Genomic DNA, 16,930 nt, shown 5'->3' with positions numbered 1-16,930 from the left:
GAGCAGTAGATTAAGAGGGGAGTGAGGCTGTTGAAAGGATTGATACTCTGTGCGGGGAAAGGAAGCCGCTTATACCCGTTCACCTACAATCGGCCGAAAACACTCATACCTGTCGCCAATACGCCTCTGCTGCAATTAGCGATAGTGAAATTAATGGAGCTCGACATAGATGAAGTCGGCATTGTCATTCATCCATCCCAAGAAACGAGCATCCGCGGTCAATTCGGAGAGGGAGAAGCGTTGGGCATATCAATCTCGTACATCTATCAGCATGAGGCGAAAGGAATCGCGCACGCGGTCAAGCAAGCGCAAGCTTATATTTCGGATGAGCCTTTTCTGCTGCTTCTAGGGGATAATTTGATTTCCGCCCCGTTATCCGCGTTGAAGAAGGACATCGAGCTTAACGACGTACAAGCATCCCTGTTGCTTGCCGAAGTCGAGGTTGCGCAGGATTACGGCATCGCGGAGATTCAAGACGGGCGTATCGTCGGCATCGAAGAGAAGCCCATCAATCCCAAGTCCAATCTAGCCGTGCTAGGCGCATATGCGTTCACGAAAGACATTTTTGACGCGATTGATAAGATTCAGCCTTCCAAGCGGGGGGAATATGAAATCACGGATGCGATTCAGCAGTTGACCGAGCAACGGAAAGTCGTGTCGTATCACGTTACCGATCAGTTGAATATTGACGTCGGCACAATGGACAGGTGGCTGAAGGCCAATCAACAATTGCTCAGCTCGGACCTGTCAAAGAATCGGATTGATAGTTCCGTCAGGCTGGAGAACTGCACGATCGTGGAACCGGTATCGATTGAGAAGGACTGTGTACTGAGGGATTGCCAGATCGGCCCTTACGTTTCGGTTGGCGAAGGTTCTAATCTGGAAAACTGCCATATTGAGAACAGCATTATTCTAAACGGAGTCCATTCAAGAAACCTTCCATTCCTTCTGAAAAATGTGATCATCGGCGATCATTCCATTATCACTAGCGTACAGACCGACGAAGGAGTGGACAAGTCTTGAAAATTCTAATCATCGGTACGGGCTACGTTGGAGCCACGACCGCCATGGTATTCGCCGAATCGGGCTGGCAAGTCACCGGACTGGATATCGACGAGGCCAAAATCGAACGGCTGCGGCAGGGACACCTGCATTTTCACGAGCCCGGCCTCGAAGAATTGATAGACAAGCATGTGCGAAGCGGTCGTTTGCTCTTTACGACGGATAAAGAGACGGCCATCGCGGGGCACGACATCATTTTTATTTGCGTTGGAACACCTTCGCGACCGGATGGAAGCGCGGACCTGCGCTATATTCAACAAGTCGCTGCAGATATTGGGCACTGGATGAACGGCTATAAGCTCGTCGTCACCAAAAGCACCGTCCCCGTCGGCACGCAAGAGCGGGTCACAGCATGGATCGAAGCGGCTCAGCGGCAGCCCCATCTTTTCGATGTGGCATCGAATCCTGAGTTTCTCCGAGAAGGCAAAGCCGTGGAAGACGCTTTGCGTCCGGACCGTATCGTAATCGGCACCGATAGCGCGAGAGCAACGGAGCAGCTGCTAACACTTTACCAGTCGTTTCAGTGCCCGAGGATCATAACCACCCCTAGAACAGCTGAGTTAATCAAGTACGCATCCAATGCTTTTCTAGCTACGAAAATATCGTATATGAATGAGCTTGCAAAACTGTGCGACGAATTCAAAATCAACGTCAATGCGGTAGCCGAAGGAATGGGGTTGGATCCACGGATCGGACCAAGCTTCCTTCAAGCCGGTCTAGGATACGGAGGCTCCTGTTTTCCCAAGGATGTCTCGGAGCTGGTCATGACCGCAAGAGAACAAGATGTGCATCTTCATATCTTGGAACAAGTCATGGAAGTCAATCGCACTCAATATGCATATTTACTCGACAAGGCCAGGTTGCGCTTGGGAGACTTTGCGAATAAGAATATTGCCATACTGGGACTTGCATTCAAACCGGATACGGACGATATTCGGGAAGCACCCGCTACTCGGATGATCCATGATCTGCTCCTCGAACAAGCCAACGTAAGTTTGTTTGATCCCGTTGCAACATTGCCGGCACACGCTTCCTATGGGGCGGTGACAGAATGTTCCTCGGCGGAAGAAGCTATACGCGACGCGGATGCCGTCATCCTGTGCACGGAATGGGCAGCGTTCGAACAGCTGGATTGGGAGAGCCTGAAGGGGCTGATGAGGCAGCTCAATTTCTTTGATGGGCGCAATATGATGGATGCTCGGAAGATGCGGGAAATCGGCTTTTATTATCAAGGCATCGGCAATGATTATTAAGAACGATGTGTCACCGAACGAGTTCATGCTTCTAAATTGATTAATGCGCCGTGCCCTGTACAGGAGTCCAATCATATCCTACATCAAAGTTCGAGTACGAATGCCAGATGGAGATGACGACTAAGATGATCACCGTGATCGCCTGTACGATGAGATCCTCGTGCATGGATAACCTATTCGACAATTACGACCGGCAGCTCTGGAAGAATAAACGAATGATCATCGTCTTGAACAATGACAATATGGACATTAATGCCTATCAAGAGCGGGCAAGTCAATACCCGGACAATGAAGTTCGTATATTTAAGCTTCCTCAGAGATACAAACTCGGTAGTTGTCTGAACTATGCCATCAAATTGGCAGATGACGGCATCATCGCTAAGTTTGACGACGATGATTACTACGGTCCTAAGTTTCTGAGAGAAGCCGCCCGTGCAATCAAACGCGGCAAAGCGTCCATCGTCGGCAAACATACCGCTTACCTCTATTTCGAAGCAAAAAAGGCGCTGATGGTGTTTCGCCGCGGCGGCGAACGTAAATACAAGCGCAACGTCAAAGGCGGTACGCTTGTATTCCGCAAATCGGTATGGCGCCGAGTCCGATTTCCCACCAATCGGAGGGCGGGCTCGGATGCCCGGTGGCTCTCGAATTGCATTCGACGAGGCTTTCGCATCTATTCCGTCTCCAAGCGGCACTATGTCTGCATCCGCAGCAAAGACTGGCACCGCCACACGCAGCGAAAAAGCACGCATAGCTATATGAAGCATTGCAGGCTTGTACGCCGGACGAAGGATTTCACCCGCTACGTCAATTAGCACATCCGCCGCCATGAGCTTTCACCATGCGGTTCGTTTCTTGTTCATGTAGACAACAAAGCCCAGTACCGGTATGAAGTGCGGTACTGGGTTTGTTGTGCCTTTTTCCTCCTCTAGCAATTAAATATTGGCAATAGCAGCACCATCCGCCCGCATAATCAAGCGCCACATTGGCCCGCCTTTTCGTCGAGGAAAATTACGTTCTAGGTGTCGGCTTTCCTTTATTAATAAGCTGGCAGCCAGCTGCCATGCACCTCGATCAGATCGTCGCAGAGCGAGACGATATCGTCGATCGACAACTCCGCCGATGTGTGCGGATCAAGCAGCGCAGCGTGGTAAATATGCTCTTTCTTGCCCGTAATAGCCGCTTCAATGGTGAGCAATTGGGTATTGATGTTCGTCCGGTTAGCGCTGCCAACCGTGGCGGCAAATCCCCGATGAACGTCGGCGAAATGCCGGAACGGTCCACCAAGCAAGGCACCTCGACGCAAGCCTCCCGCGGCAGATTCGTTATAAGTCCGTTGTTCATGACGTTGCCGCCGATTTTGTAAGGCCGGTTCGTCTCGATCGCCTCCATAATATGCGAAGCATATTCATGGCTGCGTGTATGCTCGATGCGTGAATTGGTCAGCAAGGAATCCCGCTGCTGCTCCCAGTGCTTGATCTGCTCTACGCAGCGACGTGGATACTCATCCAGCGGAATGTTGAAACGGTCGATCAGCTCCGGATAGTTCCTTTTAATAAAGTACGGATGGTACTCCGCATTATGCTCGGAAGACTCCGTCACATAGTAGCCGAACTTCAGCATCAGCTCGAAACGGACCATGTCGTGATGCTTCGTCTTCTGCTTCTCGATCGCGCGGCGCTTGATTTCCGGGTACAGGCCAACGCCATCCTTCGTCGCTTCCAGCAGCCATGCGATGTGATTAATACCGGCAATCCGGGTCTTCACGCCTTCCGTCTCGATGCCGAGGCTCTCGAACAAATGCGAAACGCATACCTGGACGCTGTGACACAGACCAACCGTGTCGATTCCGCCATGCGTGGTCAGTACATTAGTCAGCACCGCCATCGGATTCGTGACTCTTTCATATTGAGGAGCAGCTGCTCCGACTCCCGAAGCCGCGCGCCGTCGATATCGAACAACGCCAGCTCGAAGCCTTGCAGCGCCTCGGTCATCATAACGTCGCCTAGTACATTTTTAGCAAATACGGTACTGTAGTCCCTCCGTCGTCTTCTGGTTTGTACAGCGCTTTCACTTCTTTACTATACGACCGAAAGAGACAGCAAGAACATGTCGCAACTCCCGATAAACCTGTCATAATTCCATTAGATTACGAGATTTCCTCGAGAAAACCGTGATTAGTCATGTCATAGTATCAGTAGCACAATTTACAGAGAGGACCGTGTGATCGCATGGAAATCAGCCATAACACTACCTCCAAGCAGCACCAGACGGAGCTTCGACTTCGCTTTTACGGCACAGAACAATGCGAGTCCTTGCATAACTGGGGGCCCGGTCTTCGCGATCTCTATATCATCCATTTCATCCACAGCGGTCACGGACAGTTCAGCACAGGTGGAACGACTTACTTGCTTGGCCCTGGCCAAGGCTTTGTGATCATACCGAACATGCTCGTCCATTATACCGCCGACGAACACGACCCTTGGACCTACAGCTGGATCGGCTTTGAAGGTCTGCATGCACGAGCATTCTTGCAGCGCGCCGGACTTAGCGTTTCGAGTCCGACTTTTAACACCGGCAGCCCCTTTCAAGGTGAACCGGGAGCAGTCGTGAATCGCAGCTGGTTCGATGACACATACAGCTTATTTCTTGAGGCTCATTCAAGCCCAGCTGCAGATGCTCTGCATCAAAGCCTGCTCTACCGCTACATGGCAGAGCTGATTCAACGGCCGCAACTATCAGGTGTTCAGGAGGCTAGGCAAAACAGCTCCAAGGAAACTTACATCCAAGAAGCGAGTGTCTATATCGAGAATCGTTATATTCAAAAAATCACCGTAGCTGATATCGCGCAATCCGTCGGACTCGACTCTACCTACTTATCTGGCCTGTTCAAGCAGCAGCTAGGTGTTTCGCTCCAAACGTTCCTGCTGCAATACCGTGTCAACCGCGCTGCGGAGTTGCTCGCCAACCACAACCTGACGATCAGCGACATCGCCCGCTCCGTAGGTTATACCGGCCCTTTCCTATTCAGCAAAATGTTCAAAAAAAACGATCGGCTGCTCTCCCCGCGCTTATCGGGATTGGTAACTTCGCATTGTCGTAACAAGAATAAACGGAAGATAAGAGATAACCATATCTCTGTTCTTCCGTTCAAGTGTACATTTACTTTTCAATAGATTTGTAAATCCAAGGCCAAAGCATTTCTGCTGAGGATTGAAATAATACATACTTGCTTTTATGATCATGAAAAACAAACAGAGTCCCCGAATTGTATCCGTCTACGACACCAATTGCACGCCAGAAGAGTAAATGTTTAGGGATCGTTATATTCGAATCGTTTGGTGTTTTAGTCACTAGAACAAGTCTTTCCGATTTATAGATTAAATCGCCTTGAGAGTCTTGGTAATAATGGGGAAGATAAAAAACATATTTCGCCCAAAAAAGAACAAATATGATCGCTATGATTGCTGCTCCCAATACTACACTTTTCAGAAGGCCCCATTTCTTGATTAATTACTAATCCCCCTTCCTTAGTACAATGAATGACGATTCCTTTCCAATAGTCACCTCCAATATTATAGACTTCAAACAAAGGGATCGGACATCTTTTAAATCGAATTGTATTTGTCATATTCAACTAATCCCTTGCTACAGCAAAATGCCCCCGGCGTAACACACGCCGGGGGCATCACTTCACTTCTTCGCGATACTAATGACTCAAAAACTTGTCCTCGAATTGCTCAGCCGGGATCGGCCTGCTCAATAGGAAGCCTTGGTAAGCATCGCAATTCATGTCCTTCAGAATCTGTTTCTGCTCCTCCGTTTCAACACCTTCTGCTATTACGTGAAGCTTCAGCGACTTCGCCATGGCCACAATCGCTGTTACAATTGCAATATGATCGGATCCAGCATGCATATCACGGATGAAGGATCGATCGATTTTGATCGTTCTAAGCGGAAGCTGATTGAGTACGGAGAGCGAGGAATACCCGGTTCCGAAGTCATCGAGCGCAATATGTATGCCGCGATTCAGGAGCTGATTGAGTATGCTCAAAACATGTCCCATATCCCCTAGCGCCGTCGTTTCCGTAATTTCGAAGCAGAGATGAGTGGGGTCTACGCCGCTTTCCTCAATAATCTGGCCGACCATTTCCACAAAGTCCGGCTGTTGAAGCTGCTTCGCGGAGAGATTCACGGACATAACAAGTCCGTCACCGACTTTATCCTCCCAAGCCTTCAACTGGCTGCATGCTTCGCGGAGAACCCAATACCCTATCGGTACGATAAGACCAATTGTTTCGGCTAACGGAATGAATACATCAGGTGTAATGCCGCCTGTGGTCGGGTTGTCCCACCTCAGCAGCGCTTCCATCCCGACCAGCATGCCTGCATTCAGATCTACCTGCGGCTGGTAATGGAGACTGAAGCTGTCCATACTTTCAACCGCTCTGCGCAGCTTATTGCTGATCGTAAGACGGTCATTCATGCCGAAATCCATATTAGTGGAATAGGTCTCGGTTCGACTCCTTCCAAGCTGCTTCGCTAAGTACATGGCGTTATCGGCCATTTTGACCAGTTCACTGCTGTTCAGGCCGTGATCGGGATACCAACTGACTCCGACGCTCGCTGCGGCAAACAGCTCATTCCCATCAATCATAGTTGGCTTCCGAAGCTCTAGGTGTATGCGGACGCATAGTTCATCGATTTCACCTTTATGGCCGACATTCGGGATGATTACCATGAACTCGTCGCCTCCGATCCGTGCAACAACTCCACGATCTCCAACCTGTTCACGGATCACTTTCGCCGCGTGGCAGAGCAGCTCATCCCCCTTGTCATGGCCGAGACTATCATTCACAACCTTGAAGTGATCCAGATCGATAACCAATATTGCGACACGGTTCTTCTGCACTTCCGCAATCTGAATAACTTCATCCAGCTTCTCATAGAAAAATCTGCGATTGGCAAGCCCTGTTAAATGGTCATTATAGGCAAGTTGATGAATGCTGGCTTCTCGAGCCTTAAGGTCTGATACCAGCATTTGATGCTCATTCATGATCGCAATCATAGGGGGAAGCTGCCTTGTATCCACGCATCGAAGCAAGCGATCGTTAACCGGACCTACTGTTACAATAAAGCCATATTGTTGAGCCTCGGAATAAATGAGTTGAACGATTGCTATCTCCACGCCGCTCGGGTCAGACTTAACCGGCATGAGATCGAGCGGAGGAAATTGCTCTTCACGAAATTCAGCCCCTACCTGTGGAAGTTTATCATCCTTGGAGCTGTACGCTTGGCTGATCATAAGCCCTCGAGATGCACCTAGCTTTGCTTGGCTCCACAGAGATAAGCAACCCCAATGCTGATTCGTCCACTTCAGCCAAGAAAGCCCATTCGACTTGAACATATTCTGGATCATAAGGTGATGACTCTCGATGATCGAGCCCAATTGATGGCCGTCCAAATCGGCGGTCGTCAGCGTCTGATCATTAGAAGTCTTATCGATGAGTCGCCCCGCGGTTGATTCCCGAATAATCAAATTCGAGGGTAACACGATAGATTCAGCTCGTTCGGAACGACCAGATAATATGAGATTCACCTGGTCAATAGCCTGCATGCCCAGTGAAATAATCGGTTGCCTTACCGTTGTGAGCTTAGGCTTGCATTTCGTTGCCAGACCGCTGTCATCATAACCGACGAATGCGATGTCTTCCGGTATACGATATCCTTGTCGTCGAAACACTTCCATTGCTTTAATCGTGTAAATATCTGCCTGTCCCACCAATGCAGTGAATGGCAGCTCGTTTTGCGCCGACATTTTTTCCGCCCAATTAACCGTATCTCTATAGAATGATCCAATACGATAAGTCAGGCTTTCGTCGTACGGAATTCCGCTCTGCTCAAGCGCATCCTTATATCCTTGGAACCTTTCATAGAAATCCCTGTTCGTCAAATCTCCAATAAATGCAATTCGGGTGTGGCCGAGTTCGATCAGATGCTTCGTTGCTTCAGCCATGCCTGCACGATTATCGGATTTAATGCTACTAGCCTCGATGTTCGGAAACTCGGTAGAGATCGTGACGATCGGTTTACCGGTCTGAGCTAGCTGCTGCATATAGTCTTCATTCACCGCTTCGCTGATGACAATCCATGCGTCCACCATGTCCCAGCCTACACGGAAATTAAATTCATATTCCTTATCGGTTGAATAATGGATAGCAGTTACAATGCTCATTAGCTTATTGTTATGATACGCAGCTCTTTGTGCTATTCCATAAATAACATCGCCAAAGAAGAAGCTGTCCATATAGGGGGTCAGAATGCCGATTGTCCATTCCTTCATCTCATCACTCATCCTCGGCTGTCATTTCGATTAAATAAATATTATCTTATCTCAACTAACTTCAGGACATATAATCCTCCAATTATCTATATTAATAATTCCCACTTAAGGCAGTCATTCTATTATCCATAATACAATAACCAATGCATCTATCAACATACTATTTAATTATGAGATCGATCCTCGCCGCAGACACCCTTTCTTGACTAATGAATGGTAGGCGCTTGTCAGGCTCTAATCCGGATCTTCACCATAGATGACGCCCATGATGATGGCCGACAACGACAAGAGCCACTCCTACCGGAGCGGCTCAATTGGTGTTTCTACAGCAAGATCATAACGATTTCGCAGCTTTTAACATTAAAAAAAATTGAGTATTGAAATTCACTTCATTCGTATATATTTTGTTCAATATACCTTTACACTTATCTATTATTTCCCCGGTGAACTTCTTGGACATGATGGCTTTATTCGAATAGATCCTTACTGACTTCCATTCATTAATAATTTGGTCCAATAACGAGTCAAGGATAGGTCTGGCATCAATAGAATCAATGTTGTACTTATAGAGCGTATTTAACCTATATTTCTCCGAACATTTTCGGTAAATCGTGCTGCTTAGTGTTTCTATAAAAGTTTCATTTGTTATAACCAGTTCGAAATTTTCTGCCAACAACAATATATTATTCAAACCTTCGGTTATTTCATTTTCGTACCTGCACATATTTTCAATAAATTTATTGATATGCGTTTGTGCTAGCTTCTTATTGCTCAAGCCATCATGATTAGCGGGGGACTCTTGTGAATATTCCCAAAAATAGTTTGGCATTTTTATATGTTCCGAACTCATGCATGAAATTATAAATTCTGAGAACGGCAAAGAATATTGTCTGTATTCTGTAATATCATCGACCGTATAGATTTCCTTGTTCGTAAGATTAAAGCCATAGACAAACACAGGATGCAGCCCATGTTTCTTATTAAAGTAAAATTCCCGTCCGCGTTGATAAAATAAATCAATAAAAATGGATATGGGATTGCCTTTTACAATAGAGCTTATGATTTCATTTTGTAGTGAATCGATTTCAGGAGATTTTTTATGAATAGAGATACCCATCTCCTTAAGAATCTTATCCCCCTCTTCGAGATCCAACACTTGCAGCTTGAAATAGCCTCTTGTTTGTATTTTTTGTTTATCGAATTTGTAAATAGTAACGACATTATTTAAAATCGACAGCTCGTCTTTTCGGAAAAAATGTGCAAGCGTCAACATCAAATTGTAGTCGCAATTAAAATAAGGAAAATTATGATGAGGAAACATTTTGATCATTCCGTCGAATGGTTGAAACGTATCCAGAGAAACAATTTCCTCCATACCATTTTTCTCCTATACTAAATTATTGTCGTTCGTAAAGCAGGGATACCTCTTAACCAGGTTCATCATACGGTATTGCCGCTTTCCAGCCTTCATCTCTTCATATTTCTTAGAACCGGGCAATGCGATGAAATCATGGATATCTCCAATATTCCTGCTCGCGTTGGCATCGTTCGCAATCCCTTGTGCGCCGGTACGTTGCTTTGCGTTCTCGTCGCATGATAGAAGGACATTCGAAGTCACATCCTGATTACGGATCACAGACAAGCCTGCTTCCTCTAACAGCCTCACGTTCTGCGCTGCCTCTTCTTCCAGCATCAGCTCCGTATACAGAAATACGCCGCCATATCTCAGTATCCGGTACGCCTCTTCATAGAATCGTTTTCGATTCGGATAGGCATGCGCGGATTCAATATTCAATACGACATCGAAACTCTCGTCTGCGAACGGTATATTCTCGGCATCGCCGACGAGATAGAAAGATTCAGTCGGTCGGGATTTGGCACTGCAATACGCAATATTCGCCGGGCAGATATCGAGACCAACAGTGGACTGAGGTTTGAAATATTTATGCAAGGCTGCGATATTCCCTCCTCTGCCGCATCCGATGTCGATAACATCCCGCCCCCGGATCGCCGTCCTGCCCACTACCTCGAGCAGCAGCTTGACTGAATTTCGATTCCATACATCGACGGGCTCGACCACCGCGTGCTGCTCATTCCCAGACGAGACGTAACCGTAGTTTAGAAATGTCGCGAATCGGCCAATGCCCGAAAGCGCAAGGGAATTCGAAATCTCGCTATAGTCTCGAATCTCGCCCTCTTTACGATTCCAATCGAAAGGGCGGTCATCCTGCTCGCGCCGATCGAGCATCGATACATAACGACTCTCAATCGTATAAGTCGCACGGCAGCGGCGGCATTGCAGATAGGTATCCGACGACTGGACCAACTCGCCCTTGCAGCTGGAGCATACCAACCTTTCATGCAGATGCAAATGTTGTAACATGACTACCCCCAAGAATCGTTTCTTATATCTCTTTCACTGCCGGCTTGTGCATTTGATTCAATGCGTACACATTATAGTAATTTGGGATGTTCAAATCTTCGTAGTAATCGATCAAGACATCGAAGCCGTTGGTTCGGAAGATGTTCTCTAACCTGCTGATCTGCTCCCCGTTAAGTCCGTGTACCTCCATTACAATTTGCTTGATTTTCCCCCAATCTTCCGGATGGATGCCTTCCAACACTTCAAACTCGCTCTTTTCCACATCGATTTTGAGCAGATCAATCTGGTTTAGATCATAATAACGGATCATTGCAGAGATCGTGGTTAGCTTGCATCGATAGATTTGTTCATTTAAGAGCTTCGGCGACATCAGATGATCGACGAAGCGATTTAGCATTCGCGAGTCGGCGAAATCGTCCCTGTAATGGTTGATTAACCCGTATCGGAGATCTTGATCGTGGTTCTCCCGGTATTTGATCTGGACGGAATCCGTGGACATCGTAGGAAAGTAGGCAAACTCCGCTTCTTTGATCTCGTTGGAAAGCCCGACGTTAACCGTCGTCACGTGAGGAAGCGAGCTCGTATTCATCTCCAAGAGGTTAAACGTCGGAGGCAGCGGCTCGAAGGCATATACCCTGCAGCTGCTCTTGCTGCTGACATACAAGGTAAACATGCCGATATTCGCCCCGACATCCATGACCGTGCCGTTATCCGGGAGCGTAATGCCGTGCTTGAAATACATCTCCTTATGGAAAATCTCGTTGTAGAGAAACTCGGTCTCGCCTTCGTTGTTTTGATAGATTTCGATCCCGTTGGTCAACCGTTTCTGTGCGATGGCCCCCGTCTGCGACGGATGGCGCTTATGCTCCGTCCCGCTCATTCGAATCACCTTCTCTACAATCTGTTTATTGGGCATTTCCCTAACTGCTGGCGCTTTCATAGCGTTTGACTGCCAGCTTCCAGAACATCCGGACCACGAGAAGCGATAGAACCGGAGCTGCAAAAATCCATATCCCGAGGACCAAATCCAATCGTTCAATCAAATAAACAGACGGCATGTTGGTGATGAACAAGATCGGCACGACATATAGCCCTATTCTCCGCAGCCATTTGGGGTATATGTACATCGGCATATTGTTCAAATCCCAGCATTTGTCGAGTATGTCGAAAATCGCACCGGATTTCACCGTCCAGAAGGCAAGAATTTGCGGAAGGAAAAGCACCGAATAGGTCACGACCGTGCTGCTCAAGATCACGCCGATGTATCCTGCCAGGTGAATCAAGCTTGGCTCGATGCCCAGACGCTTCCACGCCAGTACGACCATCGTAATCCCGGCGATCAGGTTCGGGATCGGAAACGCGAAGTTGACGCGCCGGAATGAAACCATGAACTGCAGCGACAACGGCTTCGTCATATACAGGTCCAGCGTCCCGTTGCGGATATGGCCGGCGAATCGATAGAAGTTATCCATGAACAGCCCCGTATAGATTGCAATCATGATGGTAAAAGTCCCTGTGAAGATCATCATTTCGTCCGGGGAGATCCCGTTGATCTCGATCCCGAGTCGGAATACGAAGACGATATAGATCAACTTGGAGAACAGAAATACGGTCTCCATGATTAAACCGGAGTAGAAATTCGCCTTGTATTCCATGTAGCCGAGCAAGCTGTTCTTAGCGAAAATATAAAACATACGTACATGCTTCCGAATCTCTGATAAGCTGATACTCACCGACCTAACCTCCAACGGCTACATATTTCCTCATCCCGGAATCCCACGAGAACTTGGAAATCATCATCAGCGCCATTACCCAGACCACCTGTACGAGAAGCCCGCGTACGATCTCATGATCCGCCAAGCTCCCATTGATGATGTTAACCGGGAAGAATACGACATATTGAAACGGTAAATAGCTGGAGATTCTAGCAAACGTATCTCCGAAAATAGTAAGCGGAAAGATGGCGCCGCTCAGCAGATAGACGCCTTGGTTGAACGCGATATAAACGCCCCAAACCTCTGTAATGACGAACGCGAGCGCGCTAATCGAATAGAAAAGGAGGAAGTTGATGAGCAGTCCGAACAGAATGCTGACCAAGAACATAACGACCTGCACCACTCTAAGATGAAGCCCCCAGATTTGGGTAAATACAGTCATGAGAATGACGAACAGGACAAGGACGACTCCGGTCTGAACCGTTTTCCCGCCGAAAAAATTGCATATCCGATAACTGAAATAATGGATGGGCTGCGCGATAAATTTACTCAGTCCGCCCGTCTTGATATCATCCGCGATTTCCCCTTCGAAGCCGGCGGAAACCAGCTTGGAGACGACGCCGGACAGCACGGAATAAATGATCATCTGCGAATAAGAATAGCCGTTGATGATCTCGTGCGGCGAGCTGCGAAACACGGCCGTCCATAGAAAGCATTGAACGAGAATGATGAAGCCGGCGCTGATGAAACTCATCAGGAAATCAGCCCGATACTCCATCGCGTTCTGAAGCGCAAGGATGTACGTCCTTTTATACTTCTGCAAGGCTTTCATGTCTGACCCCATCCTTCTGATACAAGCTTTCGATGCCTTGCTCGACCGGTATATCTTCAATTGTGAAATCAAGGATCGGGAACCGATCCAGGATCATCTTGGAAAGCCGCTGAAGATCATGCTTATCGATCTCCATAACGGCATTCATGCCATCATGTTGGATGATAACGCCATAATCGATCAGCGCTTGCATCGGCACTTCGTCCGTAAATTGCAGCTTGATGATCTTCTTCGCATGAAACAGCTCGTTCACGCGCCGAAGGTCGCCGTCGTAAACGATTTTCCCTTGATTGATAATGATCGTTCGTTTGCACAGATCTTCAATATCCGCCATATAGTGGCTTGTCAGAATGACCGTTGCTTTCGTCTGCTGGTTATAATGCTTCAGGAATTCCCGTATGCGCTTCTGCGAAATCAGATCGAGTCCGATTGTAGGTTCATCCAGGAAAATCACCTTGGGCCGGTGGATGAGCGACGCGATCAGCTCCATCTTCATCCGTTCGCCAAGCGAAAGCCTCCGCACCTGGATGTTGAGCAAATCCTTAACGTCAAGCATCTCCGTAAGCTCATCCAGGACAAGGTTGTAGGCCTTATCCTCGATCTCATAGATGCATTTGTTCAGATACAACGATTCGTTCGCCGGCAAATCCCACCACAACTGCGATTTCTGCCCCATCACGATCGAGAACTGCATCTTGAATTCTTTCTTTCGTTCCCAAGGGACATAGCCAAATACGTTCGCCTGCCCGCTTGTCGGATACAAGATGCCGGACAGCATCTTCAGCGTAGTCGTTTTGCCGGATCCGTTCGGGCCTAAGAAACCGACCATCTCGCCCTGCTCGATTGCGAACGATATTTCGCTAACCGCTTCTTTGATCAGCGATTTTCGCTTTACTAAATTTTTCAGGGATTTTTTGAACCCCAATTCTTTCTCATAGTAACTGAAGCTTTTGGATAAGCGTTCCACTTGGATGATGCTCACTGGTGCACCTCATTTATGTTGATTTAGAATAGCTAAACACCGTGCAAATGCAAGACGCTGCACTTGGAGCATGCCGGTGTCAGTCGTTCGTCCATCATTTCCCTTATCCTTCTGTAAGTCATGTTATGCCATAATTCCTGTACGGACGCTTCCTGTAATTTGCCGATCTCGAACTCCTTGAAAAATTTACACGCGACAATCGTTCCATCGGGCGTAATGTCCATCCGGTTCGAGAGCGCGAGGCACTTCTTGTTCATCGTGCCTTTGCCCTCCACCTCTTTGCCAAGTACGAAATCTTCGATCTGGTCCTGATCCAGATTCGGCTGGTAGCGCAAACGCATCTTCCAGACCCGGTTGTTAACCCGATCCAACTCGCTCATCAGGGCAGGGATACGCTCCGGATCAAGCTTGTATTTAAAGGCGTGCCAGCTTCGTTCATCCTTGTGCTCGCTCGCCGGAAGGAAGTCGAATTTCTGGTCGAAGTAATCGTCCATTCCCTGTGAGCATTCGTCCGAGATGTACCACGGGAAGCAGACGATAACCAGATCTACGCCGACGCCTTCCAGAAAGTCCAGCAGATCATAAAGCTTGTCGGTCATGGAATCGTTAACGACGGTATGGATCGAGATTTTGCCCCTGAATCGGTTTTCCTTGCGCAGCTCGACTAGCTTCCGGATGGCATCTATCGCCTTGTTGAACACCCCTTTGCCGCGAAGCGCATCATTCTCTTCTTCGAATCCATCAAGCGCAATGAGCAGCTCCAGGTTGTCGGAAATTCGCAGCAAGGCGTCCAGTTTGCGCTCGATCAACATCGCGTTCGTGCAGATCGTCGTTTCGCGAGGATAAGCTTCAAGCAAATCAGCCAACCGGTCGAAATGACTGTATACAAGCGGCTCGCCGCCCCAAATATAGAGCCTCGACTTGGCTGGTTCCGTCTCGACGATCAGTTTCTCCAGCAGCCCGAAATCGAGTTGTTCCCGCTGCTGCTCCGGCGTCATGAAGTGATGGTAGCCGGAGTCGTTCCATTGATAGCAATGCTTGCAGCGCAAGTTGCATTGGTTCGTCAGTTTAATGCCGACCGACTCCGGCAATGGCGTCGCGTAACCCGCTATTTTCTCCATGTTCCGCTTTGTTTCCACCGTATTCTTGATGGTACGTTTCAATATTTGCAAATCCTTGGGGGAATGTTTAATCTCTGATTTCGGATTCATATCTACACACCCTTCCTAAACGTATTGGGTCACTCGCATGAATCAGTAGATATAATACCTTGAACAAGCCGTACAAATCGGAAGCATATTTTTTTTCATATACGTGCGATAATCTTTGTACTTGTCGCTATTCCAGATATCCATCAAATTCTCGTTGTTCACGTTGCCAAAGGTCAAATCATAGAAGGCATGGCAGGGCGAAACGTCGCCCCTTGCCGTAATCTCCGCATAAACCCAAGGAAGGGAGCACCGATTCCGTTTATCAGCCATCTGATGGAATTGCCCCGAGAAATAGTTGCGCAAATTAGGTTCATCGATCGTCTTCGGATAGGTGATTACATGAATGCTGTTTTTCAAGCAATACTCTTTGACATTATTGAGCTGTCTCGTCAATTCCGGAATATCGATCTGGCTGAACGAACTGATGTCCCGCCATACCATCCCTTTGGCATAAGGAGCTTCATGCACATCGAATTTATCGCTAAGAACCTCCACATATTGGGCATACTGCTCTTCCGTTGCATAGAGCTGCACTTCCATGCTGATATGGTCCAACATCGACAAGTCGATATGCTTGAAGAAAAATTCCTCGATGTACATATAGTTCAAGGGTGTAATGATAAAGGAGACACCCATCTTCGGAAACTGCTGACCCTTGCTTTCTCGAAGCTCATAAAGCTTCTCGATTCCCTTGATTACTTTCTTGAATACGCCTTTGCCCCTCTGCCGATCGTTGATTTCCTCCGGACCGTCGAGCGACATCCAGATCTTATTGGGGGCAGTCTCGACAAGCATCTCGGCATGCTGCTCTAGCAATGTGCCGTTCGTGGGGAAGTCCGCGACGCTACCATAGTGCTTGATCATGGCGAGAATGTCGCTCAGCCAAGGGTACATCAGCGGCTCGCCGCCGAAGAAATCGTAATACGGCTTGCTCGGGCTGCACTCGACGATGATCTTTTTGATCACATCCGGATCCAGCTGCGCTAACGTTTTCTTACTTTTGTAGGGCCCTTCGAGTCCCCACTCGTAGCACATCTTGCATCGCAAATTGCACTCTTCCAACAGCTGCAAGACGATCCATCTCGGGTAGCTTATCGTATCTTGAGCAACGCTCAATTTGTTCACGCTCATCGCATAACCCCTCTGCCA

General features: G+C 48.0%; 13 protein-coding genes and 1 pseudogene. 4 read left to right on the top strand and 10 right to left on the bottom strand.

Annotation, left to right across the window (positions count from 1 at the left end):
- Positions 1-30: 30 nt before the first annotated feature.
- The 3 genes from H8B09_RS26135 (at position 31) to H8B09_RS26125 (ending at position 3,130) form a co-directional block, all read left to right on the top strand.
- The gene (locus H8B09_RS26135; protein WP_191206543.1) at positions 31-1,023 is read left to right on the top strand and encodes a sugar phosphate nucleotidyltransferase; all 993 of its coding nucleotides are present in this window, start codon (positions 31-33) and stop codon (positions 1,021-1,023) included.
- Positions 1,020-2,315, top strand: a complete 1,296-nt coding sequence (locus H8B09_RS26130; RefSeq protein ID WP_191206542.1) for a UDP-glucose dehydrogenase family protein — start codon at positions 1,020-1,022, stop codon at positions 2,313-2,315. The genes H8B09_RS26135 and H8B09_RS26130 overlap by 4 nt, the downstream gene beginning before the upstream one ends.
- 164 nt (positions 2,316-2,479) lie before the next feature.
- Entirely contained in the window at positions 2,480-3,130 is a 651-nt protein-coding gene (locus H8B09_RS26125) for a glycosyltransferase (RefSeq protein WP_191206541.1), read from the top strand.
- A 224-nt stretch (positions 3,131-3,354) separates the two neighbouring features.
- Here the strand turns inward: H8B09_RS26125 and H8B09_RS26120 are convergent.
- Positions 3,355-4,348, bottom strand: a pseudogene (locus H8B09_RS26120) (family 4 glycosyl hydrolase); the annotation flags it as partial.
- A gap of 198 nt (positions 4,349-4,546) precedes the next feature.
- Here H8B09_RS26120 and H8B09_RS26115 point away from each other — a divergent pair.
- Positions 4,547-5,491, top strand: a complete 945-nt coding sequence (locus H8B09_RS26115; protein ID WP_191206540.1) for an AraC family transcriptional regulator — start codon at positions 4,547-4,549, stop codon at positions 5,489-5,491.
- Between the two features lie 533 nt (positions 5,492-6,024).
- Here the strand turns inward: H8B09_RS26115 and H8B09_RS26110 are convergent.
- The 9 genes from H8B09_RS26110 to H8B09_RS26070 form a co-directional block, all read right to left on the bottom strand.
- Positions 6,025-8,658: an EAL domain-containing protein gene (locus H8B09_RS26110; RefSeq protein WP_191206539.1), complete on the bottom strand. Its 2,634-nt coding sequence runs from the start codon at positions 8,656-8,658 to the stop codon at positions 6,025-6,027.
- A 334-nt stretch (positions 8,659-8,992) separates the two neighbouring features.
- Positions 8,993-10,033: a hypothetical protein gene (locus H8B09_RS26105; protein ID WP_191206538.1), complete on the bottom strand. Its 1,041-nt coding sequence runs from the start codon at positions 10,031-10,033 to the stop codon at positions 8,993-8,995.
- A gap of 12 nt (positions 10,034-10,045) precedes the next feature.
- Positions 10,046-11,041: a class I SAM-dependent methyltransferase gene (locus tag H8B09_RS26100; protein ID WP_191206537.1), complete on the bottom strand. Its 996-nt coding sequence runs from the start codon at positions 11,039-11,041 to the stop codon at positions 10,046-10,048.
- 22 nt (positions 11,042-11,063) lie between these two features.
- Complete coding sequence (locus H8B09_RS26095; protein ID WP_191206536.1) at positions 11,064-11,957, bottom strand: FkbM family methyltransferase; 894 nt, start codon at positions 11,955-11,957, stop codon at positions 11,064-11,066.
- Positions 11,958-11,961: 4 nt separating this feature from the next.
- On the bottom strand, positions 11,962-12,774 hold the full coding sequence (locus H8B09_RS26090; protein ID WP_191206535.1) for an ABC transporter permease: 813 nt from the start codon (positions 12,772-12,774) through the stop codon (positions 11,962-11,964).
- A 4-nt stretch (positions 12,775-12,778) separates the two neighbouring features.
- The gene (locus H8B09_RS26085; protein ID WP_191206534.1) at positions 12,779-13,588 is read right to left on the bottom strand and encodes an ABC transporter permease; all 810 of its coding nucleotides are present in this window, start codon (positions 13,586-13,588) and stop codon (positions 12,779-12,781) included.
- The gene (locus H8B09_RS26080; RefSeq protein WP_191206533.1) at positions 13,566-14,570 is read right to left on the bottom strand and encodes an ABC transporter ATP-binding protein; all 1,005 of its coding nucleotides are present in this window, start codon (positions 14,568-14,570) and stop codon (positions 13,566-13,568) included. Before H8B09_RS26080 ends, H8B09_RS26085 begins: the two co-directional genes overlap by 23 nt.
- Positions 14,571-14,602: 32 nt before the next feature.
- Positions 14,603-15,781: a radical SAM/SPASM domain-containing protein gene (locus H8B09_RS26075; RefSeq protein WP_191206532.1), complete on the bottom strand. Its 1,179-nt coding sequence runs from the start codon at positions 15,779-15,781 to the stop codon at positions 14,603-14,605.
- A 42-nt stretch (positions 15,782-15,823) separates the two neighbouring features.
- Entirely contained in the window at positions 15,824-16,912 is a 1,089-nt protein-coding gene (locus H8B09_RS26070; protein ID WP_191206531.1) for a radical SAM protein, read from the bottom strand.
- Between the last annotated feature and the right edge of the window lie 18 nt (positions 16,913-16,930).

The organism is Paenibacillus terricola (assembly GCF_014779765.1).
GTDB classification, from domain to species: Bacteria; Bacillota; Bacilli; order Paenibacillales; family Paenibacillaceae; genus Paenibacillus_T; species Paenibacillus_T terricola.
This window is presented reverse-complemented; position numbering and strand designations above follow the sequence as displayed.

Excerpts from the sequence above, each read along its gene's own strand:
- H8B09_RS26070 (WP_191206531.1), bottom strand. The coding sequence starts at position 16,912 with ATGAGCGTGAACAAATTGAGCGTTGCTCAAGATACGATAAGCTACCCG.
- H8B09_RS26085 (WP_191206534.1), bottom strand. The coding sequence starts at position 13,588 with ATGAAAGCCTTGCAGAAGTATAAAAGGACGTACATCCTTGCGCTTCAG.
- H8B09_RS26100 (WP_191206537.1), bottom strand. The coding sequence starts at position 11,041 with ATGTTACAACATTTGCATCTGCATGAAAGGTTGGTATGCTCCAGCTGC.
- H8B09_RS26095 (WP_191206536.1), bottom strand. The coding sequence starts at position 11,957 with ATGCCCAATAAACAGATTGTAGAGAAGGTGATTCGAATGAGCGGGACG.
- H8B09_RS26115 (WP_191206540.1), top strand. The coding sequence starts at position 4,547 with ATGGAAATCAGCCATAACACTACCTCCAAGCAGCACCAGACGGAGCTT.
- H8B09_RS26075 (WP_191206532.1), bottom strand. The coding sequence starts at position 15,781 with ATGAATCCGAAATCAGAGATTAAACATTCCCCCAAGGATTTGCAAATA.
- H8B09_RS26125 (WP_191206541.1), top strand. The coding sequence starts at position 2,480 with ATGGATAACCTATTCGACAATTACGACCGGCAGCTCTGGAAGAATAAA.
- H8B09_RS26105 (WP_191206538.1), bottom strand. The coding sequence starts at position 10,033 with ATGGAGGAAATTGTTTCTCTGGATACGTTTCAACCATTCGACGGAATG.
- H8B09_RS26110 (WP_191206539.1), bottom strand. The coding sequence starts at position 8,658 with ATGAAGGAATGGACAATCGGCATTCTGACCCCCTATATGGACAGCTTC.